This window comes from Kumtagia sp. (genome assembly GCF_059502445.1).
Genome location: NZ_JCACER010000004.1, coordinates 56,882 through 80,153, shown reverse-complemented (window position 1 = coordinate 80,153; position 23,272 = coordinate 56,882). Strand labels below are relative to the sequence as shown.

General features: G+C 65.2%; 23 protein-coding genes. 4 read left to right on the top strand and 19 right to left on the bottom strand.

Going from position 1 to position 23,272, the window contains the following annotated elements:
* The first annotated feature begins 151 nt into the window (after positions 1-151).
* Positions 152-1,162 (top strand): isopenicillin N synthase family dioxygenase, encoded by a 1,011-nt coding sequence (locus AC5JDC_RS01270; RefSeq protein ID WP_495838514.1) that lies wholly within the window; start codon positions 152-154, stop codon positions 1,160-1,162.
* A gap of 238 nt (positions 1,163-1,400) precedes the next feature.
* Here the strand turns inward: AC5JDC_RS01270 and AC5JDC_RS01265 are convergent, their stop codons facing one another.
* From AC5JDC_RS01265 to AC5JDC_RS01240, 6 genes are all read right to left on the bottom strand, one after another.
* Entirely contained in the window at positions 1,401-2,276 is an 876-nt protein-coding gene (locus tag AC5JDC_RS01265) for an SDR family NAD(P)-dependent oxidoreductase (RefSeq protein ID WP_495838393.1), read from the bottom strand.
* Positions 2,273-3,043 (bottom strand): dihydrolipoamide acetyltransferase family protein, encoded by a 771-nt coding sequence (locus AC5JDC_RS01260; RefSeq protein ID WP_495838391.1) that lies wholly within the window; start codon positions 3,041-3,043, stop codon positions 2,273-2,275. Before AC5JDC_RS01260 ends, AC5JDC_RS01265 begins: the two co-directional genes overlap by 4 nt.
* A gap of 10 nt (positions 3,044-3,053) precedes the next feature.
* Positions 3,054-3,641, bottom strand: a complete 588-nt coding sequence (locus AC5JDC_RS01255) for a protein-S-isoprenylcysteine O-methyltransferase (protein WP_495838512.1) — start codon at positions 3,639-3,641, stop codon at positions 3,054-3,056.
* A 13-nt stretch (positions 3,642-3,654) separates the two neighbouring features.
* Positions 3,655-4,314 (bottom strand): hypothetical protein, encoded by a 660-nt coding sequence (locus AC5JDC_RS01250; RefSeq protein ID WP_106770776.1) that lies wholly within the window; start codon positions 4,312-4,314, stop codon positions 3,655-3,657.
* A 165-nt stretch (positions 4,315-4,479) separates the two neighbouring features.
* On the bottom strand, positions 4,480-4,617 hold the full coding sequence (locus tag AC5JDC_RS01245) for an ABC transporter (protein ID WP_106770777.1): 138 nt from the start codon (positions 4,615-4,617) through the stop codon (positions 4,480-4,482).
* Positions 4,618-4,859: 242 nt separating this feature from the next.
* The gene (locus tag AC5JDC_RS01240) at positions 4,860-5,447 is read right to left on the bottom strand and encodes a L,D-transpeptidase (RefSeq protein WP_495838388.1); all 588 of its coding nucleotides are present in this window, start codon (positions 5,445-5,447) and stop codon (positions 4,860-4,862) included.
* Positions 5,448-5,669: 222 nt separating this feature from the next.
* On the opposite strand from AC5JDC_RS01240, the gene AC5JDC_RS01235 reads away from it, so the two are divergent.
* Complete coding sequence (locus AC5JDC_RS01235) at positions 5,670-6,422, top strand: SDR family NAD(P)-dependent oxidoreductase (RefSeq protein WP_495838386.1); 753 nt, start codon at positions 5,670-5,672, stop codon at positions 6,420-6,422.
* A gap of 130 nt (positions 6,423-6,552) precedes the next feature.
* Here the strand turns inward: AC5JDC_RS01235 and AC5JDC_RS01230 are convergent, their stop codons facing one another.
* The 8 genes from AC5JDC_RS01230 to AC5JDC_RS01195 form a co-directional block, all read right to left on the bottom strand.
* Positions 6,553-7,377 carry an SAM-dependent methyltransferase gene (locus AC5JDC_RS01230; RefSeq protein WP_495838384.1) on the bottom strand — a complete coding sequence of 275 codons (825 nt, stop codon included), beginning with the start codon at positions 7,375-7,377 and terminating at the stop codon, positions 6,553-6,555.
* A 28-nt stretch (positions 7,378-7,405) separates the two neighbouring features.
* Positions 7,406-8,776 carry an APC family permease gene (locus AC5JDC_RS01225; RefSeq protein ID WP_495838383.1) on the bottom strand — a complete coding sequence of 457 codons (1,371 nt, stop codon included), beginning with the start codon at positions 8,774-8,776 and terminating at the stop codon, positions 7,406-7,408.
* Between the two features lie 398 nt (positions 8,777-9,174).
* Positions 9,175-9,561 (bottom strand): c-type cytochrome, encoded by a 387-nt coding sequence (locus tag AC5JDC_RS01220; protein ID WP_495838381.1) that lies wholly within the window; start codon positions 9,559-9,561, stop codon positions 9,175-9,177.
* Between the two features lie 234 nt (positions 9,562-9,795).
* Positions 9,796-10,176, bottom strand: a complete 381-nt coding sequence (locus AC5JDC_RS01215) for a cytochrome C oxidase subunit IV family protein (RefSeq protein WP_495838379.1) — start codon at positions 10,174-10,176, stop codon at positions 9,796-9,798.
* A 9-nt stretch (positions 10,177-10,185) separates the two neighbouring features.
* Complete coding sequence (locus AC5JDC_RS01210) at positions 10,186-10,899, bottom strand: heme-copper oxidase subunit III family protein (RefSeq protein ID WP_106770784.1); 714 nt, start codon at positions 10,897-10,899, stop codon at positions 10,186-10,188.
* Between the two features lie 11 nt (positions 10,900-10,910).
* On the bottom strand, positions 10,911-11,615 hold the full coding sequence (locus AC5JDC_RS01205) for a cytochrome c oxidase subunit 3 (protein WP_495838376.1): 705 nt from the start codon (positions 11,613-11,615) through the stop codon (positions 10,911-10,913).
* On the bottom strand, positions 11,612-13,381 hold the full coding sequence (locus AC5JDC_RS01200; protein ID WP_495838374.1) for a cbb3-type cytochrome c oxidase subunit I: 1,770 nt from the start codon (positions 13,379-13,381) through the stop codon (positions 11,612-11,614). The genes AC5JDC_RS01205 and AC5JDC_RS01200 overlap by 4 nt, the downstream gene beginning before the upstream one ends.
* Positions 13,382-13,467: 86 nt before the next feature.
* The gene (locus AC5JDC_RS01195; protein WP_495838372.1) at positions 13,468-14,295 is read right to left on the bottom strand and encodes a cytochrome c oxidase subunit II; all 828 of its coding nucleotides are present in this window, start codon (positions 14,293-14,295) and stop codon (positions 13,468-13,470) included.
* A gap of 267 nt (positions 14,296-14,562) precedes the next feature.
* Here AC5JDC_RS01195 and AC5JDC_RS01190 point away from each other — a divergent pair, with 267 nt between their 5' ends.
* The gene (locus tag AC5JDC_RS01190) at positions 14,563-16,266 is read left to right on the top strand and encodes an amidohydrolase (protein ID WP_495838370.1); all 1,704 of its coding nucleotides are present in this window, start codon (positions 14,563-14,565) and stop codon (positions 16,264-16,266) included.
* Between the two features lies 1 nt (position 16,267).
* Here AC5JDC_RS01190 and AC5JDC_RS01185 read toward each other — a convergent pair whose 3' ends face one another.
* The 5 genes from AC5JDC_RS01185 to ugpB all read right to left on the bottom strand — a co-directional run bounded on the left by AC5JDC_RS01185 (position 16,268) and on the right by ugpB (position 22,081).
* A complete protein-coding gene (locus AC5JDC_RS01185) occupies positions 16,268-17,389 on the bottom strand; it encodes a DmpA family aminopeptidase (protein WP_495838368.1) in 1,122 nt (373 codons plus the stop codon).
* Positions 17,390-17,449: 60 nt separating this feature from the next.
* Entirely contained in the window at positions 17,450-18,502 is a 1,053-nt protein-coding gene (gene ugpC / locus AC5JDC_RS01180; RefSeq protein ID WP_495838366.1) for a sn-glycerol-3-phosphate ABC transporter ATP-binding protein UgpC, read from the bottom strand.
* Complete coding sequence (gene ugpE, locus AC5JDC_RS01175) at positions 18,503-19,351, bottom strand: sn-glycerol-3-phosphate ABC transporter permease UgpE (RefSeq protein WP_495838364.1); 849 nt, start codon at positions 19,349-19,351, stop codon at positions 18,503-18,505. It lies immediately after the preceding gene.
* Between the two features lie 360 nt (positions 19,352-19,711).
* On the bottom strand, positions 19,712-20,596 hold the full coding sequence (ugpA, locus tag AC5JDC_RS01170) for a sn-glycerol-3-phosphate ABC transporter permease UgpA (protein ID WP_106770790.1): 885 nt from the start codon (positions 20,594-20,596) through the stop codon (positions 19,712-19,714).
* Between the two features lie 186 nt (positions 20,597-20,782).
* Positions 20,783-22,081, bottom strand: coding sequence for a sn-glycerol-3-phosphate ABC transporter substrate-binding protein UgpB (gene ugpB, locus AC5JDC_RS01165; RefSeq protein WP_495838361.1), 1,299 nt, complete (start codon positions 22,079-22,081; stop codon positions 20,783-20,785).
* A gap of 388 nt (positions 22,082-22,469) precedes the next feature.
* Here ugpB and modA point away from each other — a divergent pair, with 388 nt between their 5' ends.
* Entirely contained in the window at positions 22,470-23,267 is a 798-nt protein-coding gene (gene modA, locus AC5JDC_RS01160) for a molybdate ABC transporter substrate-binding protein (RefSeq protein ID WP_495838359.1), read from the top strand.
* The last annotated feature ends 5 nt before the right edge of the window (positions 23,268-23,272 follow it).

Sequence of the window (23,272 nt, the reverse complement as noted above, 5' to 3'; positions counted from 1 at the left end):
CGAATCCGCGAGCTGCCCGATTCCTTCAGACGCGTCGGCAAGCATGGCACTGTTTCGGCGTCGATGCCGCCTGTCATCAGAGGCCGCCCGGAAGAGTATGTCTCGGCCGTCACGACGGCGCTGCATCGCGGCTGCAGGGAAGGACTCCACCATGACCAGACTTGTACCAGTCCTCGACCTTTCCAGTTTCGACAGGGGGCCGTCAGAGCGCCGCGCCTTCTTGGCGGATCTGCGTTCGGCGGCCAGGGATGTCGGATTCTTCTATCTGTCCGGCCACGGCATTCCGATCGACCGGATGGACGAGGTGCTGACCACCGCGCGAAAATTCTTCGCGCTGCCGAACACCGACAAGTTGGCCATTGCCATGGTCAACTCCTCGCAGTTTCGCGGTTACACGCGGGCCGGCGGCGAACTGACGAAGGGCAGGGCCGACTGGCGCGAGCAGCTCGACATCGGCGTCGAGCGCAAGGCGCCCGAACGCCAGCCCGCCGGACCAGCCTGGACGCGGCTGGAAGGACCGAACCAGTGGCCTGCTGCCTTGCCCGAGCTAAAGCCGGCGCTGCTCGGCTGGCAAGACAAGGCGGCAGCCGTTGCGCTACGTCTGCTGCGGGCCTTCGCCCTGGCGCTCGATCAGGCGGAAGACGTCTTCGAGCCCATCCACGCGGGAGGCGCCAACCACCGCATGAAGATCGTTCGCTATCCCGGACGTGACGCCGTCGGAGACGATCAGGGAGTCGGCGCCCACAAGGACAGTGGCTTTCTGACTCTGCTGCTGCAGGATGGAATCGGGGGGCTGCAGGTCGACTACGACGACAAATGGATCGACGTCGACCCCATTCCCGGAACACTGATCGTCAACATCGGCGAATTTCTGGAACTTGCCTCCAACGGATATCTGCGGGCGACCGTCCATCGGGTGGTTGCGCCGCCTGCCGGGGTGGAGCGTATCTCGGTGCCCTTCTTCTTGGGAGCCCGGCTGGACGCCACCATTCCGCTGCTCGACCTGCCGGAGGAGCTGGCCGCGCAGGCGCGCGGCCCGGCCAGCGATCCGGACAATCCGCTGTTTCGCGATGTCGGCGCGAATCTCCTGAAGACTCGGCTGCGCTCCCATCCGGACGTCGCCCGCCGCCACTACGCGGACCTTTTGGAAATCAATTCCTGATCCGGGCGAATCAGTACCGGCAGAATTGGATGTTTTTTTCTCGCGGGACGGGAAATTGAAAATCTGATGATTGGTTTTTTACACGCGTAAAGCCCATAAAGGTCGTGCTACCCGGCGGTTCTCCTCCCATTGTCGCCGGGTGGTGTTCCCCTCTGGAGGTTTATCAACCTTCATTTGGCCGGGCCTATCGAGCCCGGCCTTTTTTCGAACCAATGAAAAGCGAAAGCGCCTTGGGGCGTCATTCGGAGCCGCGCAAGCGCCGGAGCCCGGTGGCGCCATGACATTTCCTGAAGGGGCGGCCTGAACCGCAGGGGCAGGGGTCGTTGCCGCGCCGCTGCAGCTTGCCGACCAGCGGCAGCAGTATCGCCGACGGCAGGAGGGCCGAGGTCAGGATCGCCAGTTTCGCCACCGCGCCGGGCACCACAAGGCGGCGACCGGCCTTGAAGCCGCGCCACGCCTGTTCCGCGACGTCCTGGGCAGAGATTTTCGGCAGGTACTGGAAAAGGCGGGCGCGACCGGCGCCGGAGCGTTCGAGGAACTCGGTCGCGACGGGGCCGGGAGCAACGCAGGTGACGGTGACGCCGGTGCGCCGCAGTTCCTGGTGCAGCGCCGTGGAGAAGGAGCGCACAAAACCCTTGCTGGCGTAGTAGAGCGCCATGTAGGGGCCGGGAACGAAGGAGGCCACGGAACCGAGATTGATGACGCCGCCCCGCTTGCGCGCGACCATGCCCGGCAGGAAATGCAGGGTGAGGGCGGTCAGCGCACGGATGTTCAGGTCGACGATGCCGACCTGATCGGCGGCGGGAAGCGCCGTCGCGGCGCCGCGCAGGCCGTAGCCGGCGCTGTTGACCAGCACATCGCAGGCAAGGCCGTTCTGCGCCAGGAAGCCTTCGAGAGATATCGGCGCGTCGGCCGCCGTGAGATCGAGCGCGAGCGGGAAGGGCTCGCCTCCGGCCGCCCGAACGTCGGCCGCGGCGGCGGTGAGATCGACGGCCGAGCGCGCCACCAGCACAACCGCGCCGCGCTCGCGGGCGGCGACCTTGGCGATCTCGCGCCCGATGCCGCGCGAGGCGCCGGTCACCACGACCGCAGGCCGGACCTCCGGCCGCGTCACGGCGCTGCCCTCGCCGCGGCAGGGCCGCTGCGGATGCGCCGCACCTCGTCGGCCACGGGCCCGTTCAGGATCTGCTCGAATCGCTCCAGCGCACGCGCCACATTGGCACCGTCCATCACCCGGTGGTCGTAGTGGATGCGGACGTCGACGGACCCGTCGGCGCCGATCGGCCCATAGTTGAGCAGGGTGGTGAGCGGCGTCAGCGGATTGAGCGATTCGGCGCCCAAGCCGGAATAGACGGAGAGCTGGAACGTGCCGAAATAGTTGGCGCGCTGGCGGCCGATGTTCAGTCCCAGCCACATCATCAGCCAGCGGACCGGGCCGGGCAGCCGGGCGATCCTGAGGGCTCGGCGGAATTCGCCGAACTCAAGCACCGGCGTGGATCGGGCCGCGCGGATCGCGGCGTCGAGTTCGCCGATCGAACGGCGCTCCGGCGCGCGGATGCGGCTGAGCAGCACCGCGCGCTCGCCATCATGCTCGCGCTCGTGTGCGATGGAAGCGACGCTGGCCGGATATTCATAGAACTGCGGCCAAGGCAGCTTCACATAGGCGCGCCGGAACTCCGGTGTTTCGGCGCAAAGCAGCGCATATCCCTTCAGGAACAGCACGGTCCAGGACGGCCGCGGCTGCTGAGCAGTCCTTGCCCCGAGCAGCGGCGCGAGATTCATCCGCCGCTGCACCGTCACCCTCGGCACCTTCATCGAAAAACGCATCAGGTCGCCGACGAGGCGCCTGGCCGCCGACAGCTTGATGGCGCGGCCTCGCATGCTTCCCCCCCTAGTAGACGTACGGAATGATGCGCTTCGTCCTTTCCATGTAATCGCGGTATTGCGGGCCGAACGCCTCCAGCATCATACGCTCTTCCTTGTCGACACGGAGGAAGAAAAGGACGGCGAAGCCGAGGAGGCCGGCGAGGCCGATGACCCAGTTCGACAGGAGAAACGCCTGGCCGAGCGCGAGCAGCAGGAAGGACGTGTACATGGGATGGCGCACCAGCGCGTAGGGTCCGCCGCTGACCAGCTTGTGCTGGTCGCGGATCTCCAGGGAGATCGACCAGTTGCGGCCGAGTTCCTTGTGCGACCGGCGGAACGTCCACAGGGCGGTGACAAGGATGATCGCGCCGAGCGCGACGCTCCAGGGATTGGCGGAATAGTCGGCAAAGCTCGGAAAGCCGGTCGCGACATGGATCGCGGGCAGGGCGGCCATGCCGAGCAGCGCGGCAGCCAGGCCGACCGTGTCGGATAGTGTGCGCTGGCTGGTGACCACTTGCACGCGCCGCGCCCGCCGTTCGAACGGATAGCGGACCACGTACCAGGCAACGACGCCCAGCACCCATAGGATCTTGCCGGCGAGCGCCGTCGACAGGCTCGAGATCACCTCAGCCCGCTCGGACGGCCGTGGTCAGCGAGACGCGGGTTCCGGCGTTCATCTCGCGCAGTTTGGTGACGAACTGCTGCGGCCGAAGCTGGATCGACGGGGTCTTGTAGCCCATCGACCGGGCGATGTCGGCGACGAAGGCGTTGCAGTTGTAGAGTGCCGCGTGCCAGACGGGCGAACTCGCCTGCAGCTTGCGGATAGAGGCGACCACCTTTCGGTATTCGGGCTCGGTGAGCATGACGCGCCAGCTCGCCGACCGGTATTCCTCTTCCAGGTCGCCGTCGCTCCAGCCGGTTTCGGCCGGCACCGGCACCAAATGGCCGAGCACGTAGGGAACGGCGCTTTCCGACTTGGGATGGAGGCCGGCGACCTCGGGATTGATCATCTCGCCGGTCCTGGTGGCACGGCCGAAGACGACATAGGTATGGCCGTAGCTCTTGGCATAGCGCGAGCGGAATTCGATGAAGTAGCGCTGGTCGCCGCTGGGGACCGACGCCGTCGTCTCCTGCCGCTGCGCTGCGGCGGCAGCGGTGGCAACGACCGGAGAGGCAGGATCATCAGCGCCCGATACGAAGCGAGGTCTCGGACTGGTATCCTGGCATGCAGTAACCGCCATCATCAGCAGGGTAGCGGAGAGTATGCGGCCGACTATGGATTGCATTCCCGCGATTCCACTTCCGAACGCGGACAAGTTCAGACCAGAAGCCAATCCGTGTCTTCAACCTACTATAGAAAACAAGCGACGACGGTCCCAAGGACCGCTGGTCCGGATATGCTCGATGTGGAAGGGCGGTTAGCCCTTCCACATCCAAGCGGGACGAGTCCCTTATTTGTAGACAGGAGCCGGTCCGGTCTCGACGACGGCGGGAGCCGGGGCTTTGCCCTTGCCCTTGCCGATCGTTTCGCAGCCGCTGAGGCTGACGACGGAAATCACGGCCACTACTGCGATTAGAAGTTTGCTCATAAGCAATCCCTCTCCTTACGATGGAATGGGTGTCAACGGCACCGTCCCACAATGGTTGCGGGTCGCAGCAAGGTAGCCGTGAAAGGAGTCCAAGCCTAGTGCAATTAAGACACACCTGCGCTCCGGACTGCCGTTCAGGAGCGACTTTGCGCCCGTAAGCGACGGGCGCGGTTAAGAAATCCTATCGAAGGAGCGGTTCGCGAGGCGGCCGGGCGAATCAATCGCTGATTCGGAAGCGCGAATCAGATGACCAGAACCCGTGTGCCTTCGGGGGTACGGTCGTAGAGGTCGATGATGTCCTCGTTGGTCAGGCGGATGCAGCCGCTCGACACCGCCGTGCCGATGGTCCACGGTTCGTTCGTGCCGTGCAGGCGGAACATCGTGTCGTTTCCGTTGCGATAGAGATACAGCGCCCGTGCACCGAGCGGATTTTGCGGCCCGCCCGGGACACCTCCCGCGTACTGGACCAGATGCGGCTTGCGCCGCATCATGTTGGCCGTGGGAGTCCATGACGGCCATTCCGCCTTGCGCCCGATGGTCGCGATCCCCTTGAGCGACAATCCTTCCTGTCCGACGCCCACGCCATAGCGGGTCGCCCAGCCATCCGGCTCGACGGCGTAGAGATGACGCTCCGAGGTGTTGACGACGATCATTCCCGCCGGCTCGCTGCCGTAATAGCGCACCCGCTGGCGGCGGAAGCGCGGATCGATCCGCACGTTGTGGGCGGACGTCTGCGGCGTCACCGCACGCGCGAACGGCATGCAGCCGCTCACCATCAGCGCAAGGCCGCCTAGTAGCAATCCCCGACGGGTCATCGTGAATTTCACCATCCATAAGTTCGACAACTCGTCGGCAGATACCACAACCGCCTTAATCTCCGGTATCTCCAAAACGTCACACTGGACGCCTTGTGATCGCGCCGGCCCGGCTGCATTGGGTACAGACGCGCTCAAGGGATGGAAACAGGGAACACCCTCTGCTTTGATGTCATTGCATACGATAACCAATTTGCTGCGGCCCTCCGCCGCTCCAGGCCATAAGGAAACAAAACCATGAGGCCTCGCTTCGAAGGAAAGGTCGTGATCGTGACGGGCGGAGGCTCCGGCATCGGCGCGGCGGTTGCCAGACAACTCGGCGACGAGGGTGCCGAGGTCATCGTGGCCGACATCGTTGCCGACACCGCCAGCGGCGTTGCCGGGGAAATCCGGAGCAAGGGCGGCAAGGCCCACGACTTCACCGTCGACGTGTCCGATGCTCAGGCCGTGGAAGAGCTGGTCGAATTCAGCGTGCGCACATGCGGCGGGCTGGACCTTGCAGTCAACAATGCAGGCATCGTCGGTGTCCGCAAGGCTACTGCCGACGTTCCGCTCGAAAGCTGGCACGAACAGATGGGCGTCAATCTGAACGGCGTGTTCTACTGTATGAAATACGAGATTGCCGCCATGTTGAAGCGTGGCGGCGGCGCCATCGTCAACATGTCCTCCGTCCTAGGCACTGTCGGCTTGCCGACCGCGGCCGCCTATACGGCGGCCAAGCACGGCATCATCGGTCTGACCAAGGTCGCGGCAATGGAATATGCGCGGCTGGGCATCCGCATCAATGCCGTGGCACCGGGCCTGATCGACACGACGCTGCTGTCGGAACACGTCGAGGCAGGCGGCCGGCGCATGATGGCGCTGCAGCCGATGGGCCGGCGCGGCAAGCCGGAAGAGGTAGCGGAACTCGTCTGCTTCCTTCTGTCGGAGCAGGCGAGCTTCGTCACCGGCAGCTGTCACCTGGTCGACGGCGCCTACTGCGCGCATTGAAGCCGGTCTCGCCTGGGTGACATTTCGGCCTGGCCGGAATTGCTTGGCTCCAGCGGGCCGGCGGCATGGAGGCATCAGCTCGGCCTCCGCCGCTTGCCTGCGCGTCGTGCTGTGGGGTGCGGCCCTGTCTTCAGCCCTGCCGGGAAGCGCTCCACTCGCCCCCGCCTTCGATGCTGCCGCTCATCGTGTCGTCCGCCCCGACCTGTCCGGTATAGCGGCGGTCGCCTGCGGTGAAGGTGATCGAACGGCCATCCATCCGCGCGTTGCTGATGGGCTGTGTCTCGCCATTGGCGGTAAGCGTGCCGGCAAGCATCTGATAGGTCTGGGTCAGCGTGAGTTCGCCATCACCCAGGCGCCACTGGCCCTCCACCTTGGCCGGAATGGTCCATTTGTAGGCATTGCAATAGCTCGTGCAATCGCCGCCGGCCTCGACCTGTTCATCCGCCTGCCAGTCGTCCATGTCGAAGGAGTTGGAAACCACACGCGTGCCCGGCTCCATATCGAGCAGGATCGGCCGAAGTCTCAGGTTCAGTTCGGGCAGCAGGAACAGCGTGATGACGGTGGCTTCGGAAAAGTCGGATTCGAAGATGTCGCCTTGCGCGAAGGTGGCGCGGTCCGAGAGCCCGGCCGCTTCGGCATTGCGCCGCGAAAGCGCGACCATGTCGTGGTTGTATTCGATGCCGTGGGCGCGCGCGCCGAGCCTGGCCGCGGTGATCACCGTGCGCCCGTCGCCGGAGCCAAGGTCGATGACGTAGTCATCCTTGGTGACTCCGCCCATCTCGAGCATCCGGTCGACGAGTGCTTGCGGCGTGGGCACCCACACCACATCCTTGCCGTCCTGTCCGACCTTCGGAGAGTACGCCTGGTCGGAGGCCATGCCGGCTGGCACGAGAGGGCCGCCGAGCGCCAGGGCGGACACCGTGCAGACGATGGCGATCTTTCGGAAGTTGAACATGGGCTTCTCCTTGTTGGACTTCGGTTCGTCAGTCGCGAAGCGTGGCGGGTGCAGGCGCGGGGGAGCGCTTGGGTCTGGCAGTCTCGCCGTTGCGGCGAAAGAGCAGCAGCACCGCGCCCACGGCGAGAACGCCGACGCCGATGAGCGCCGCGGCGCCCGTATAGGCAAGGCTGGCATGCAGCATGTAGGCGCATGTCAGGCAGAAAAGGATCGGCGTCAGCGGATAGAGAGGCACCTTGTAGGGCAGGACGCGGTCAGGCTCCCGGAGCCGCAGGACGAACACGGCCAGGCCGGTAAGCAGCAGGAACCCCCAGAAGACCGGCGCCGTATAATCGACCATCGCCTGGAAGCCGTCGCGTGTGGCCGCGCCCATCACCACCAGCGCCAGCGCGACGGCACCCTGCGCGATCAAACCGTTCGCGGGATTGCGGCCGCGCTCGTCCCATTCGCCGACGCGGGGCAGCAGCGTCAGGTCGCGCGCCATGGCGAAGTAGACGCGACCGCCGGTGAAGATCGTCGCGTTCAGCGTCGAAACGGCGGCCACGAGAATGGCAAGGCTTACGATGAACGTACCGGACGGCCCCGCCACCAGCGCCATCATGTCGGCGGCGACTGCCTGGGAAGCGCGCAGGCCGTCGAGACCCAGCACGGAAAGGAGCGCGACGTTCGCCAGGACGTAGAGCGTCGTCAGGATTGCGGTTCCCAGCACCAGGACCCTGGCGATGTTCCGCCGTGCGTCCTTGAGTTCGCCGGTCAGATAGGCCGCCTCGTTCCAGCCGCCATAGGTGAGCAGCACGAAGATCATCGCCATGCCGAGGGCAGCCGATTGCGGCGCCGGCGCTGCGGCTTCCAACGCCGGTCCCGGGGAGGCCAGCAGGCCGAAGCCGATGATGGCGGCGATCGCGGCGATCTCCACGAGCGTGACGGCGACCTGCAGCGTCTTGCCCTGCAAGGTCCCGACGACGTTGATCCCTGTGAACAGGATGATCGCCAGCGCAGCGTAGAGAGCGGGGCCGTAGGCGCCGAGCGGCAGGATCCGCGCCGCGTAGTCGCCGAGGACGAAGGCCACTCCGGCGATGGCGCCGGTCTGTATCACCGACGCGCGTGCCCAGCCGAACAGCAGTGCCAGCGGCTTGCCATAGGCGCGGGACAGGAAATGATACTCGCCGCCGGCGTGCGGATGCGCGGCCGACAGTTCGGCATAGCAAAGCGCGCCAATCAGCGTGACGAGCCCGCCAGCGACCCAGACGGCCACGAAAGCGAGTTCGCTGTCGACGTTGGCGGCAACGAGCGAGGGGGTCCGGAAGATTCCGATGCCGACAACCAATCCGACCATGATCGTGACTGCGTCGAAGACCGACAGCGACGCCTGGGGAAGAGAACGATCATGTGCCGGCATTCAGAACCTCGCTTGCCATAGCTGCTCCCACGCCCGCGGCGATCATGACCGCCACATGTCGCAGAGCTCTGTCAGGCAAGCCGGAATGCGTCGCCGAATGTCCCAGGACGCGCGGTCGACATATTTCGGTACAAACTTTCAGGAAGCCGGCGTCGGCATCATGAATATCGCGTAGGTCGACAGCCTCTCGGCATCAGCGTTGCGATTCGCCGAACTCCAAACCGGCGAACGACGGCACCATGCCGCTCGACGGGATGGTTGGGTGCGCTTTTCGCCAGCAAGCGCCGTTCCGGCCTTGCGGAATAGGGCGAGCCGACCGTGTCCGATCCAGAAAATGCGGGCTGGCATGATCCGCCGGAAGGCCGCGGCGTCAGCGTCGGTCGCCGCGCTGCAGGCTTCTATGGCTTAGGATCGGCCTTGAGATAGGCGATCACATTGGCCAGGTCCTCGTCCGACTTCAAGCCGGGAAACGCCATCTTGCCCTTCGGGATGACAGCTTTCGGATCGCGGAGATAGGCCGTCAGATTGGCGTCGTCCCATACGAGCCCGCCGGCGCCCGCCTCCTTGATGTTGTCCGAGAATTTGCCGGCAAAGCTCTCGAGAGTGCCGGCCTTGCGGCCGACCACGCCGAGCAGCGACGGGCCTATCTTGTTCTTGTCGGTCTTCGCATCGTGGCAGGACATGCACTTGTTGAAGACCTTCTTGCCGGCAACGGCATCGCCGTCCGCCTGCGCGGCCGACGATACGAGTAGCGCTGCCATGGCGAGGCTTGCCGTCATTCTCATGGGGTATTCCTCCTGTCTTCAACGCTTGACTGGCCGGGCGCCTCCCGGCAGCACGGCTCGGATCACGGCGTGATCCAGAAGCCGAGCAGCAGCAGCACGATGGCGCCAAGGCCGATGATGAGAAGCGTTCTCGTGTCCATGACGCCACTTCCGCTTGTGCTTTCCTGTCCGTGAGCCTGACGCCGGCCGGCGTCTCTGAAGGATTGGGACTTCAAACGCTGTCGGCGGCCGTCCCTACGGGCTGGGCCCGAAGAAGGTGAGCCGGGTCCACAGCGTGTATTCCGACTCGACGGCCATGATCCACACGAAGACCAGCACGGCGATCGGCGGCACAAGGATGGCGTAGACGAGCGCCAGCCGCTCCCAGGCCATATGCATGAACACGGCGACGATCAGGCCCGCCTTCAGCATCATGAAGATCAGGATCAGCGACCATCGCAGCGCGCCCTGAACGTGGAAATAGTCCACCATGTAGGAGGCGGCGCTGAGGATGAAGAGCCACACCCAGACGACCAGGTAGAGCTTTATCGGGTGCTCCTGATGGGTGTCGGTGAGGACTGCGGCGGTCTGGCCGGCATGCATCTCCTGATGCCCGTGTGCGGTCGCTTCAGCCATGTCCCTTCCTCACCACAGATAGAAGAACGCGAAGATGAAGACCCAGACGAGATCGACGAAGTGCCAGTACAGGCCCATGATCTCGACGCTCTCGTAATTGCCCCGCCGGCTGGTAAAGAAGCCGCGCGCACCGGTGTCGTAGTCGCCGCGCCAGACTTTTCGGGCGATGATGATCAGGAAGATCACGCCGAAGGTGACGTGGGTGCCGTGGAAGCCGGTGATCATGAAGAAGGAGGAGCCGAACTGCGCCGCGCCCCACGGATTTCCCCAGGGACGCACACCTTCCGTGATCAGCTTGGTCCATTCGAACGCCTGCATGCCGACGAAGGTGGCGCCGAGGGCGGCGGTCAGCAGCATCAGGATCGCGGTCTTGCGGCGGTCGCGCCGATAGCCGAAATTCACCGCCATCGCCATCGTGCCGCTGGAGGAGATCAGCACGAAGGTCATGATGGCGATCAGGATCAGCGGGACGTTCTGGCCGCCGATATGCAGGGCGAAAACCTCGCTCGGGTTGGGCCACGGCACGCGCGTCGACATGCGCGCGGTCATATAGGAGAGCAGGAAGCAGCCGAAGATGAAGGTGTCTGAGAGCAGGAAGATCCACATCATGGACTTCCCCCAGGAGACGTTCTTGAACGCCCGCTGGTCGGAGGCCCAGTCGGCGGCGACGCCGCTGAGGCCGGGCCTGAGCTGTCTGTGATCGGTTGCGGTGGTCTCGGCCATCCTCCACTCCCTTAGGTCAGCAGCTGCCGGCAGAGATCGATGAAGTCGTTGGCCCAGCCGGCGAGCAGCACCAGCAGCGCCAGCCAGATCAGCAGCAGGAAATGCCAGTACATGGCGCACAGCTCGACACGCTGGGCGATCCGGGCCGAGGCGCCCTCGCGCCAGGCGCCGGCCATCGCCCAGCCGAGCCCGGAAAGGCCTCCGAGGATGTGCAGCGCATGCATGCCGGTTAGCAGGTAGAAGAAGCTGGTCGCCGGATTGCCGGTCAGGAAATAGCCGCCGTCGGCGAGCGTCCGCCACGCCGTCATCTGGCCGGCGAGGAAGGCAAGCGTCGTGAGACCGCCGGCGACGAGCGCCAGCCGCAGCATGTCCGGCTGGTTCCTGCGGGCGGCCACGACCGCCACATGCAATGCGACGCTGCTCAGGATCAGCAACGCCGTGTTGAGCCACAAAACGCCGGGCAGGGGCGGCGCGCGCCAGTCGGACAGCTCCATGCGCATGAAATAGGCGCTGGCGAACAGGGCGAAGAGGCAGCCGACGACGGCCAGGAACACGCCGAGTCCGAGCTTCGCTGTCGGGACACCCGTGGATTCGAGGCCGGGCAGCACGCCGGCCGCGCCCTGTTCGAGCCAGGGTTTCGACATCAGCCGCTGCTGCGCCAGCCACCAGAAGGAGATGCCGGCGATCACCAGGATGAAGACGATGACGACGCTCATGCCGGCGCCGCCTTCTCGGGCCACGGGTCGTTCTGCGGGATGAAGTCCTGCGGCGCGCCGGGCACGCTGTAGTCATAGGCCCAGCGATAGACCAGCGGCACCTCCTTGCCCCAGTTGCCATGCGGCGGCGGCGTAGTCGGCGTCTGCCATTCCAGGCTGGTGGCGCGCCATGGATTGCCGCCGGCGTCGCGGCCGTGGCGCAGGCTCCAGAACATGTTGAACAGGAACACCAGCTGGGCGAAGCCGACGATCAGCGCGGCAACGGTGATGAAGGCGTTCAGCGTGTGCACCGAATCGGGGATGAAGGCGGTCTCGCCGAGTTCGGGATAGCGCCGCGGCACGCCGACCAGGCCGAAATAATGCATCGGAAAGAAGATCGCGTAGGCGCCGATGAAGGTGACCCAGAAGTGGAACTGGCCCATCCACTCGTTGAACATGCGGCCGGTCATCTTGGGATACCAGTGGTAGATCGCGCCGAAAACCACCATGATCGGCGCGACGCCCATCACCATGTGGAAATGCGCCACAACGAACATGGTGTCGGACAAGGGCACGTCGACCACGACGTTGCCGAGGAACAGGCCGGTCAGCCCGCCATTGACGAAGGTGACGATGAAGGCCAGCGCGAACAGCATCGGGATGGTGAGATGGATGTCGCCGCGCCACAGCGTCAGCACCCAGTTGTAGACCTTTATCGCGGTGGGGACGGCGATGATCAGCGTCGTGGTGGCGAAGAAGAAGCCGAACCACGGATGCATGCCCGAGACGTACATGTGATGCGCCCAGACGATGAAGGACAGCGCGCCGATGCCGACGATCGCCCACACCATCATGCGGTAGCCGAAGATGTTTTTTCGCGCATGCGTGCTGATCAGGTCCGAGACGATACCGAAGGCGGGCAAAGCGACGATGTAGACCTCCGGGTGGCCGAAGAACCAGAACAGGTGCTGGAACAGGATCGGGCTGCCGCCGCCGTAGGAGAGCTGCTCGCCCATCTCCACCAGCGCAGGCATGAAGAAGCTGGTGCCGAGCACGCGGTCGAACAGCATCATGACGCAGGCGACGAACAGCGCGGGGAAGGCGAGCAGCGCCATCACGGTGGCGGTGAAGATGCCCCAGACGGTGAGCGGCATGCGCATCAGCGTCATGCCGCGGGTGCGCCCCTGCAGCACGGTGACCACATAATTGAGGCCGCCCATGGTGAAGCCGATGATGAATAGGATCAGCGACGCCAGCATCAACAGGATGCCGGCCTGCTGGCCGCCGGGCGTGCCGGAGAGGATCGCCTGCGGCGGATAAAGCGTCCAGCCGGCGCCGGTCGGGCCGCCCGGCGCGAAGAAGCTCGCCACCAGCACCAGTACTGCGAGCAGGTAGATCCAGTAGGAGAGCATGTTGACGTAGGGGAACACCATGTCCCGCGCGCCGACCATCAGCGGGATCAGGTAGTTGCCGAAGCCGCCGAGGAACAGCGCGGTGAGCAGGTAGATCACCATGATCATGCCGTGCATGGTCACGAACTGGTAGTAGGCTTCCGGCGTGATGAAGTCGAAGGTGCCGGGGAAGCCGAGCTGCAGGCGCACCAGCCAGGACAGCACCAGCGCCACCAGGCCGATCGCCATTGCGGTGCCGGCATACTGGATGGCGATGACCTTGGCGTCCTGCGAGAAGACGTAGGTCGTCCACCAGCTATGGGGATGATAGAGTTCGACATCCGGGACTTCCGCGGGCGGGATCGCATCGACCGCGCGAGGCGTGATATCGACCATCACGTCACCTCCTCATCCTCCGGCGAGGCCCGGGGCGGTCCGGGCCGCGTCACATGCAGAATTCCGCTATGCCGCCGCCTCCCTGCTCATGGCTGCACCATCTCGGCCGCGCCGACCTGCTCGGGAGCGGTGAGTTGGGCGAAGGTCGACTGCTCCTGCAGCCAAGCCTGGTAGTCTTCCTCCGTGTCGACGGCGACGACGCCGCGCATGAAGCCGTGCCCGGTGCCGCAGAGTTCGGCGCACAGCACCTCGAAGCTGCCGGTGCGGGTCGGCGTGAACCAGAAATAGGTCACCGAGCCGGGGACCATGTCCATCTTGGCGCGGAACTCCGGCACGTAGAAATCGTGCAGCACGTCGATCGAGCGCAGCAGCATCTTGACCGGCTTGCCGATGGGCAGGTGCAGGTCGGCGGCCTCGACGATCACGTCGTCCTGGCCGTTCGGATCCTCCGGATTGATGCCGAGGGGGTTTTCCGCGCTGACCAGGCGGCTGTCGGAGGTGCCGAGCTTCCCGTCGGCGCCCGGCAGGCGATAGCTCCACTGCCACTGCTGGGCGATCACCTCCACATCGGTCGCGTCGTCCGGAACGGTGATGAACTGGCTCCAGACATAGAGGCCGGGGGCAAGCATCGCCGCCACGCCGATCCCGGTGACGACCGTCAGCCAGGTCTCCAGCCGCTTGCTCTCCGGCTCGTAATGCGCCTTGGCGCCTTCCTTGTGGCGGAAGCGCCAGACGCAATAGGCCATGAACAGCACCACGGCGGCGAAGACGACGCCGGTGATCCAGAATGTGATGACGAGGGTGTGGTCGATATAGTCCCAGTTGGACGCTATGGGCGTCCACCACCACGGGCTCAAGAGGTGAAAGAGCACCGAGCCCACAACAACGAGAACGAGTGCAAGCGCAATCGCCATGCTCCGTTCCTCCCGGCGCGTCGAGTATCGACTCGACTCCTCCTCCAAGGTCGCCGAAGGCGCATCATGCTTCATTTATGCGACAAATTCCTGCGACGGATGGTCGCAGAGTGTGAGCCGGCGCGGGGAACGACGACGCGCATGACGTGCAGTCCGTGGCGCCCGAACCGCCGAGCGGAGGCGCCTGCCCGTACCGATGTGACGCCGCCTTACGGGCCTTGCCTGCCCTGTACCCTGAAAGCCGGCAGAGGGGCAGGGGAGGACATCATGACGGCAAGAGGATGCCGCACCGGCTTGGCGGTTGCGGGAATTGTGCTGTTTCTCGGGACCGCCGCGGCGGCCGCGGACGGCGCAATCGTGCTGCGTGGCGCACGTGTGCTCACCATGGATCCCGCCAAACCGGAGGCGCAGGCGATCGCGCTCGTCGACGGCGCCATCGCGGCGGTGGGCTCGGCCGAGGACATCGCGCCTTTCCTTAAGGGAGCGACGGTCTACGACCTGCCCGAAACCGCGCTGGTGCTGCCCGGTTTCCAGGACTCGCATAATCACCTGATCTGGAGCGCGACCGCGGCTGAGGACATCAGCCTGACGGATGTCGCCGACGAAGCGGGGCTGCGCGCCGCCATCGAGCCGACGCTGTCCAAATTGCCTGACGGTGCCTGGCTGCGTGGCGGCGGCTGGAGCGTTGCCGTGTACAAGGATCCGTCCGCCAAGGCGCTGGACGCGATCACCGGCGACCGACCGGCTTACTTCGAGGATGTCGACGGCCACTCCGGCTGGGCGAACTCAGCCGCGCTGAAGGCGGCAGGCATCGATGCCGGCACCAAGGATCCGGAAGGCGGGCGCATCGAGCGCGACGCGCAGGGCAACCCGACCGGGCTGCTGCGCGAGACCGCGATGGCGCTCGTCGGCGACCTTCTGCCCGACTATCCCGAGGCGCAGGTGGATGCCGGCCTGGAGAAGGGCCAGACCGAGGCGCTGAGCTACGGCATCACCGCCATCATCGATCCTTCCGCCACGGAGTGGATGCTGGCCGGCTACCAGCGCGCCGACGGCGCGGAAAAACTCAAGCTCAACGTGGAGGCCGCCGTCAAGATCGAGGCGGAGGAGGGCGCGGCAGGCGCGCAGCGCGTGCTTGGCCTCAAGAACCGTTACACCAGCCCGCACCTCGAGGTGACGTCGGTGAAGCTCTTCGTCGACGGCGTCATCGAGACCGGCACGGCGGCGCTGCTCGAAGCCTATGTCGGCTCCAATTCAGCCGGCGACCCGCTGTTCACCCAGGAGCAACTCGATGCCGTTGCAGTCGCGGCCGACAGGGTCAATCTGCAACTGCACGCACATGCGATCGGCGACCGCGCCGTGCGCATGGCGCTCGACGCCTATGCGGCGGCGCGGAAGGCCAACGGCGCGCGCGACAGCCGCCACCAGATCACCCATCTCGAGCTGATAGACCCGGCCGACATCCCGCGCTTCAAGGAACTCGGCGCCATCGCCAACATCCAGGCGCTGTGGGCCTATCCCGACACCTATATCGTCGACCTGACCGAGCCGAAGATCGGGCCGGAACGCTCGCAATGGCTCTATCCCTTCGGCGCCTTGAAGAACGCCGGCGCGACGCTCGCGGGCAGCAGCGACTGGAGCGTATCGTCGATGAACCCTCTGGAGGCGATCCAGACCGGCGTCTTGCGGCAGGACATCGCCGACCCCAACGGCAAGGTGCTGACGCCGCAGCACAAGCTCGACGTGATGGACATGGTCGCGGCCTATACGATCAACGGCGCCTATGCCGCTTTCGACGAGGACAATTCCGGCTCGCTGACCGTGGGCAAGCGCGCGGATGTGGTCGTGCTCGACCGCGACATCACCAAGGTGCCGCCGACCGAGATTTCCCAAGGCAAGGTGCTGGCCACGATGATCGAGGGCGTGCCGGTCTATGAGGGCGAGGGCCTGCCGAAGCCGGCGGGGCCGTAACCTACCTCGCCGCAGGGAAGGTCCGTCCCAGCCACTCCTTCGGCAGGGCCGGCACGAAATTGCCGTCGCGGCCGGTCATGTCGTCGTTGGCGACGAGGCTGTTGAGGATCGCCTCCTCGGTCGCCTGCACCACAGCGTCGAAAAACGGATCGATGTCGCAATCGGGAATGAAGTCCGCCCGGCAAAGCTTTCCAGCCTCGGCGGTTGCTGCTTCCGCGTTGGCGGTCGAGAAGGCGAGAAAGATGTCGCCCGAGCTGTGATAGCCGAGGCCGCCGGTCATCGCCACGCCGAGCGGTACACGCCGCGCCAGGCGTTTGAGCTGATGCGTAAGCAGCGGCGCGTCGGTCGCCACGATGGCGATGATCGAGCCTTTCTCGGCACGCAGCGTCTTCTCCACGAGTTCGGGCTGCGACAAGGTTGGCGCGGCGCGCAGGCCGCGCACGGTGAAGTTCTTGCGGTTGCCGAAGTTCGCCTGCACGAACACGCCGACGGTGAAGCGCTGGCCCTGCCAGTCGACCAGCCGCGAGGCCGTGCCCGAACCGGCCTTCAAGCCGAAAGCGACCATGCCGGTACCGCCGCCGACGCTGCCTTCCTCGATCGGCCCGGAGGCTGCCGTGTCCAGCGCCTGCGACACGTGCTCGAAGGTTACGTGATGGCCGTTGATGTCGTTGAGGAACCCGTCATAGGTCTCAGCCGCCACCGGCAGGCCCCAGGCCGATTCAACGGCCTTCGGCAAAGCCTTGTTCAGCCAGCGCAAAGTGCCGTCGCGGGTGACACCGCAGGAATGCGTGTTGGTGATGGTTATGGGAAAGTTGAAGGCGCCGATCTCCTCGATCAGGTGCGAGCCGGTCAACTCGCCATTGCCGTTGGCGCTGAAGATGCCGGCATAGACCGGCGTCGCCAGCTCGGCCACCGGTCTCGGCAGGATGGCGGTGACGCCGGTGCGCACCGGTCCCTTGCCGGCGGCGAGCGGACCGTCGCCGGAAACCAGCGTGACATAGCCGACCGAAACGCCCGGCACGTCGGTGATGGCGTTCCAGCGGCCGGGCTCGCCGTCGAAGGGAATGGCGAAGGCGCGGGCACGCGGCTTGCCTGAAGGTGTCGAACGATGATCGGTCGTCATGGCGGGCTCAGCACGAATCGGAACGCCCGTCAGCATAGCGGCCGACGATCGGAAAGTCCGTCACAGCCGCTTTCCGGCCGCGTCGAACCAGTGGAGTTTCGCGGTATCGACCATGGCCGACAGGCTGTCGCCCGCCTGCGTCGCCGTGCGGCCGGGGGCACGCAGGACGAGGCGCTCGCCGGCCATGCGGCAGTAGATGAAACTCTCCGCCCCCACCGGTTCGACGCCTTCGACAGCCATCTCGAGAGACAGGCCGGCCGCTCCATTGCCTGAAGCCCCGCCCCCGCGGGGGTTCAATGTCGCGTCCTCGGGACGGAAGCCCAGGGTTGCCGCATCGGCGTGCGCAGCCAGCGCGGTCAGGCCGGCAGGCAATGCGGCTACGGGCATCAGGTTCATCGGCGGCGCGCCGATGAAGGACGCGACGAAGGTGGAAGCCGGCTTCTCGTACACGTCGAGCGGAGCGCCGATCTGCTCGACCTCTCCGGCATTCATGACGACGAGGATGTCGGCCAGCGTCATCGCCTCGAGCTGGTCGTGGGTGACATAGACCGATGTGACGCCGAGCGCCCGCTGCAGGCTCTTGATTTCTACCCGCATCTGCCCGCGCAGCTTGGCGTCGAGATTGCTGAGCGGCTCGTCGAACAGGAACACCTTCGGGTAGCGCACGATCGCCCGGCCCATGGCGACGCGCTGGCGCTGGCCGCCGGAAAGCTCGCGCGGCCGGCGCTCCAGCAGATGCGCGAGTTCCAGCGTCTTGGCGGTGGCGCGCACGCGGGCGTCGATCTCTTCCTTCGGCGTGCCGCGGTTGCGCAGGCCGTAGGCCATGTTGTCGTAGACGTTCATGTGCGGATAGAGCGCATAGTTCTGGAACACCATGGCGATGTCGCGCTCGGCCGGGCCGACGGTGTTCACCACCTTTTCGCCGATGGACACGGTTCCCGACGTGATCGCCTCCAGCCCGGCGATCATTCGCAGCAGCGTGGACTTGCCGCAGCCCGACGGCCCGACCAGCACGCACAGCGCTTTGTCGGGAATGGCGATCGAGACGCCCTTCACCGCCTCGACATTGCCGAAATAGGTCTTGCGGACGTCCTTCAGGTCGACGGTGGCCACTCACTTCTCCGTTTCGATGAGACCGCGCACGAACCACCGCTGCATCAGCACCACCACCAGGATGGGCGGCAGGATGGCCAGCACCGCCGTCACCATGACGAGATGCCATTCCGTGTCGGCATCGGCGAAAGACACCATCTTTCTCAGACCGATGACGATGGTGTTCATGTCGTTGCGGTTGGTGACCAGCAGCGGCCACAGATATTGTGTCCAGCCGTAGATGAAAAGGATGACGAAGAGCGCGGCGATGTTGGTGCGCGACAGCGGCAGCAGGATGTCCTTGAAGAACTTCCACGGCCCGGCGCCGTCGACGCGCGCGGCCTCGACCAGCTCGCCGGGAATGGTCAGGAAGAACTGGCGGAACAGCAGCGTCGCGGTGGCCGAGGCGATCAGCGGCACGATCAGCCCGGCATAGGTGTCGATCAGCCCGAAATCGACCATCACCTTGTAGGTGGGCAGGATACGGACCTCGACCGGCAGCATCAGCGTGATGAAGATCAGCCAGAAGAAGGTCATCCTGAGCGGGAAGCGGAAGAACACGATGGCATAGGCCGACAGGATGGAGATGACGATCTTGCCGACGGCGATGCCGAGCGCCATCACCGTCGAATTGAACAGCAGCGTGCCGACGCCGACCCCACCGATGCGGCCGACGCCGCCGAAGATCGCCTCGTAGTAGTTGGCGAAGAACCGGTCGCCGGGAACCAGGGGTAGCGGCGGGCGCAAGATGGTCTGCAGCGTCTGCGTCGAGGCGACGAAGGTGTAGTAGATCGGGAAGGCGACGATCACCACGCCGAGGATCAGCAGGACATGGGCGATGTAGGTGCGGAGTGGGGAGGAGCCGATCACGGGCTTTCCTCCCCCCTCGAGGGGGAGGTGCCGCCGAAGGCGGCGGAGGGGGTAGCCTCAGGAGGAACCAACCTTTCGCCGGCGACGAAAGGTTCTCGGCGCCCGGCCCGGCGCGGCTCCACCCCCTTGAGGGGAGGTCGGCGGGCGCTGCCCGCCGGGCGGGGTACGAGCGGCCGTGCTCGACGCCCTGTTGTTCGCGTGCGTTTCAGAAAGGGCCGGCGCGCTGCCGGACTTACCCCACCCGGCCGCTTCGCGGCCACCCTCCCCTCGAGGGGGAGGGATACTTGGCGCGCCGCCTCGGCGACCCCCTCTGTCGGCTTCGCCGACATCTGCCCCTCGAGGGGGGAGAATGCGCCGCGCCTAACCATAATGCACCTTCTTCTCGACGTAGCGGAACTGCACGGCCGTGAGCGCGATGACGATCGCCATCAGGATCACCGACTGGGCGGCGGAGTCGCCGAGGATCAGATTGACGAAGCCGTCATTGTAGACCTTGTAGACCAGCGTCTCGGTCGCCTTGCCGGGGCCGCCGCCGGTCACCGCGTGGATGATGCCGAAGGTATCGAAGAAGGCGTAGGTGGTGTTGATCACCAGCAGGAAGAAGGTGGTCGGCGCGAGCAGCGGGAAGACGATCGTCCAGAACCGCTTCGTCTCGCCGGCGCCGTCGATCGCCGCCGCCTCGATCAGCGTCCTTGGGATCGCCTGCAGGCCGGCGACGAAGAACAGGAAGTTGTAGCTGATCTGCTTCCACGCGGCCGCGGCCACCACCAGCACCATGGCCTGGTTGCCGTTGAGCAGGGGGTCCCAGGCGATACCCATCGCGCGCAAGGCATAGGAAAGCGAGCCGATCGACGGGTTGAACAGGAACAGCCACAGCATGCCGGCGATCGCCGGAGCCACCGCATAGGGCCAGATGAGCAGCGTGCGGTAGATGCCGCGTCCGCGCACCACCTTGTCGGCCATGACGGCCAGCAGCAGCGCCACCGCCATCGCCACCACCGTGGTGGCGACGGAGAAGACCACCGTGACGTAGAGCGAGTTCACGTAGTTCGGATCGGCCAGGACCTTGCGGAAATTGGCGAACCAGACGAACTGCGTCTTCAGCCCGAACGGGTCTTCGCGCAGCATCGACTGATAGAGCGCCTGGGAGGCCGGCCAGTAGAAGAAGATCAGCGTGATGGCGAGCTGCGGCGCGAGCAGCAGATAGGGCAGGATCTTGTTGGGAAAGACGACGCGGGGTGTCATGAGGGCATTACCTCCGCCTTGAGGGGAGGTCGGCGGGTGCAGCCCACTGGGTGGGGCACGAGCGGCAGTGCTCGACGCCACGAATTCGCGTGCGTTCCAAAAAAGGTCGGTGCGCTGCCCCACCAACCCCCTGTGACCGCTGCGCGGCCATCTCCCCCTCGAGGGGGGAGAATACGTCGGCCCGCATCAATTCCCCAGCGCTTCTTGGATCGCCTTGTTGCCGCGCTGGGCGGCGTTGTCCAGCGCCTGCTGGGCGGTCTGATCGCCCGCCAGCATCTTCTCGTATTCCTCGTTCAGGATGTCGCGGACCTGCGGCAGGTTGGCCAGCCGCACGCCCTTGGAATTCTCGGTCGGGGCCTTGCCCATCATCTGCTTGATCGGGATCTCGCGCGCCGGATTCTTCTCGTAGAAGCCGTCCGCCTTGGTCTTCTCGTAGGCGGCAAGTGTCACCGGCAGATAGCCAGAGACCTGGTGCAGGCGGGCCTGGATGTCGGTCTGCGACAGGAAATTGAAGAAGGCGGCGACGGCCTTGTATTCCTCATCCGACTTGCCGCCGAAGACCCACAGCGAGGCGCCGCCGGGAATCGTATTCTGCGGCTCCGTATCGTAGGGCAGCATGCCCGTGCCGAAATTCATGCCCGACTTCACGACGTCGCCGAGGCCGCCGGAGGATTCGGTGAACAGGCCGCATTCGCCGGCCAGGAAGACCTGCTTGGCCTCGGAGGTGCGACCGCCATATTTGAACGTGCCGTCCTTGGCGAGGTCGGCCAGCGCCTGGAAATGCTTCACGAAGGGTTCGGCATTGATCTTCAGCTCGACATTCAGGTCGGCGATGCCGTTTTCGTTGGTGCCCCACTGATAATCGTTCCAAGCGGCGAAATTCTCGGTGTGGATCCAGGTGAGCCAGGTCGAGGTGAAGCCGCAGGGCGCGGCGCCGCTCGATTTGATCTTCCTGGCCGCCTCCCAGACCTCATTCCAGGTCTTCGGCGGGTTGTCGACGTCGAGGCCGGCCTTCTGGAAGATGTCTTTGTTGTAATAGAGGATTGGCGAGGAGGAATTGTAGGGGAAGGACAGCATGGTGCCGTCCGGCTTCGAATAGTAGGAGACTATGCCGGGCAGGTACTGGCTCTTGTCGAACGGCTTGTCTCCCATTGCCAGCACGTCGGCGACCGGCTTGATGGCGCCCTCGGCGGCCATCATCGTGCCGGTGCCGGCGTCGAACACCTGCATGATCGTCGGCGGCTGCTTGGCGCGGAAGGCGGCGATGCCGGCATTCAGCGTCTCCGGATAGGTGCCTTTGAATACCGGCACCACCTTGTAGTCGCTCTGGCTCTCGTTGAACTCCTTCGAAAGCTGCTCGACGACCTCATTGTTGGCGCCGGTCATGGCATGCCACCAGGAGATCTCGGTGACAGCGAAGGAGGAGGTGGTGGAAAGCAGGGTGAAGGCGACGCCGGTGACGGCCGCCACGCCGTTGATCTTCATGGTTTCACTCCCGTTTTGTCATTGGCGAAGGGGTTGCTTCGCATCGGGGAGTATCGGCCGAATGTGACAGGCGGACAACGGGTTTTCGTCAAAACGTGTCCGACCCCCTGGGCTATTTCAGTGAAGCTATAGCGATGGCGGTTCGCTCGCGGCCGAGATCGTTTGGTCGCCGCGCCGGAAGCTTTCCAGCCATCCATCGCCGGAGCAGTTCCCCGATGGGGATGCGCTGCGCCTGCTCGGAAATCCGACGGCATGACACACGGGGCTATCGCCGGACTCCCTACAGCTTTGCCATTGGACAAACGCCAAGAGTTATGTTTGATTGAATATATCGATGCCGCCGTGCCGTGTGAGCGGACGCATTTGTCATGAATGGAGACTTGTCGCGATGAAATGCAACGGCTTGGGGCTGCGGCTGCTGCTGGCCGCCGGCGGAATGACGGCGCTGCTTGCCGCGCCCGGGGCAAACGCCGACGACGGCTTGACGATCTTCGCCGCCGCCAGCCTCAAGAATGGGCTCGACGCGGTGAACACCGCCTGCGAGGCGGATGTCGGCGGCAAGGCGACGATCTCCTATGCCGCAAGCTCGGCGCTGGCCAAGCAGATCGAGCAGGGCGCGCCGGCAGACCTCTTCGTCTCCGCCGATCTCGACTGGATGGCTTATCTGTCGGAGAAGAATCTGACGAAGAAGGACACCGAGGTAAAGCTGCTCGGCAATAGCATCGTGCTGGTCGCGCCAGCCGATTCGCCTGCCGCCGCCGACATCGCGCCCGGTTTCGACATTGCCGGGCTGCTCGGCGACGGCAGGCTCGCCATGGCCAATGTCGATGCGGTTCCGGCCGGCAAATACGGCAAGGCGGCGCTCGAAAAGCTCGGCGTATGGGCCTCGGTCGAAGGCAAGGTGGCGCAGGCGGAGAACGTGCGCGCCGCGCTGGCGCTGGTCTCTACCGGCGAGGCGCCGCTCGGCATCGTCTACCAGACCGACGCCAAGGCCGATCCCAAGGTAAAAATCGTCGGCACCTTTCCCGCGGACTCGCATCCTCCCATCGAGTATCCCGCGGCGGTGACGGCCGGCGCCGACAGCGCCGCCGCGCCGGCCTTTCTGAAGTGCATGCAGTCGGCCAAGGCCAAGGCACTTTTCGAGGAGCAGGGTTTCACGGTACTGGTGCCGCCGGTCTCCAACTGAGCGGC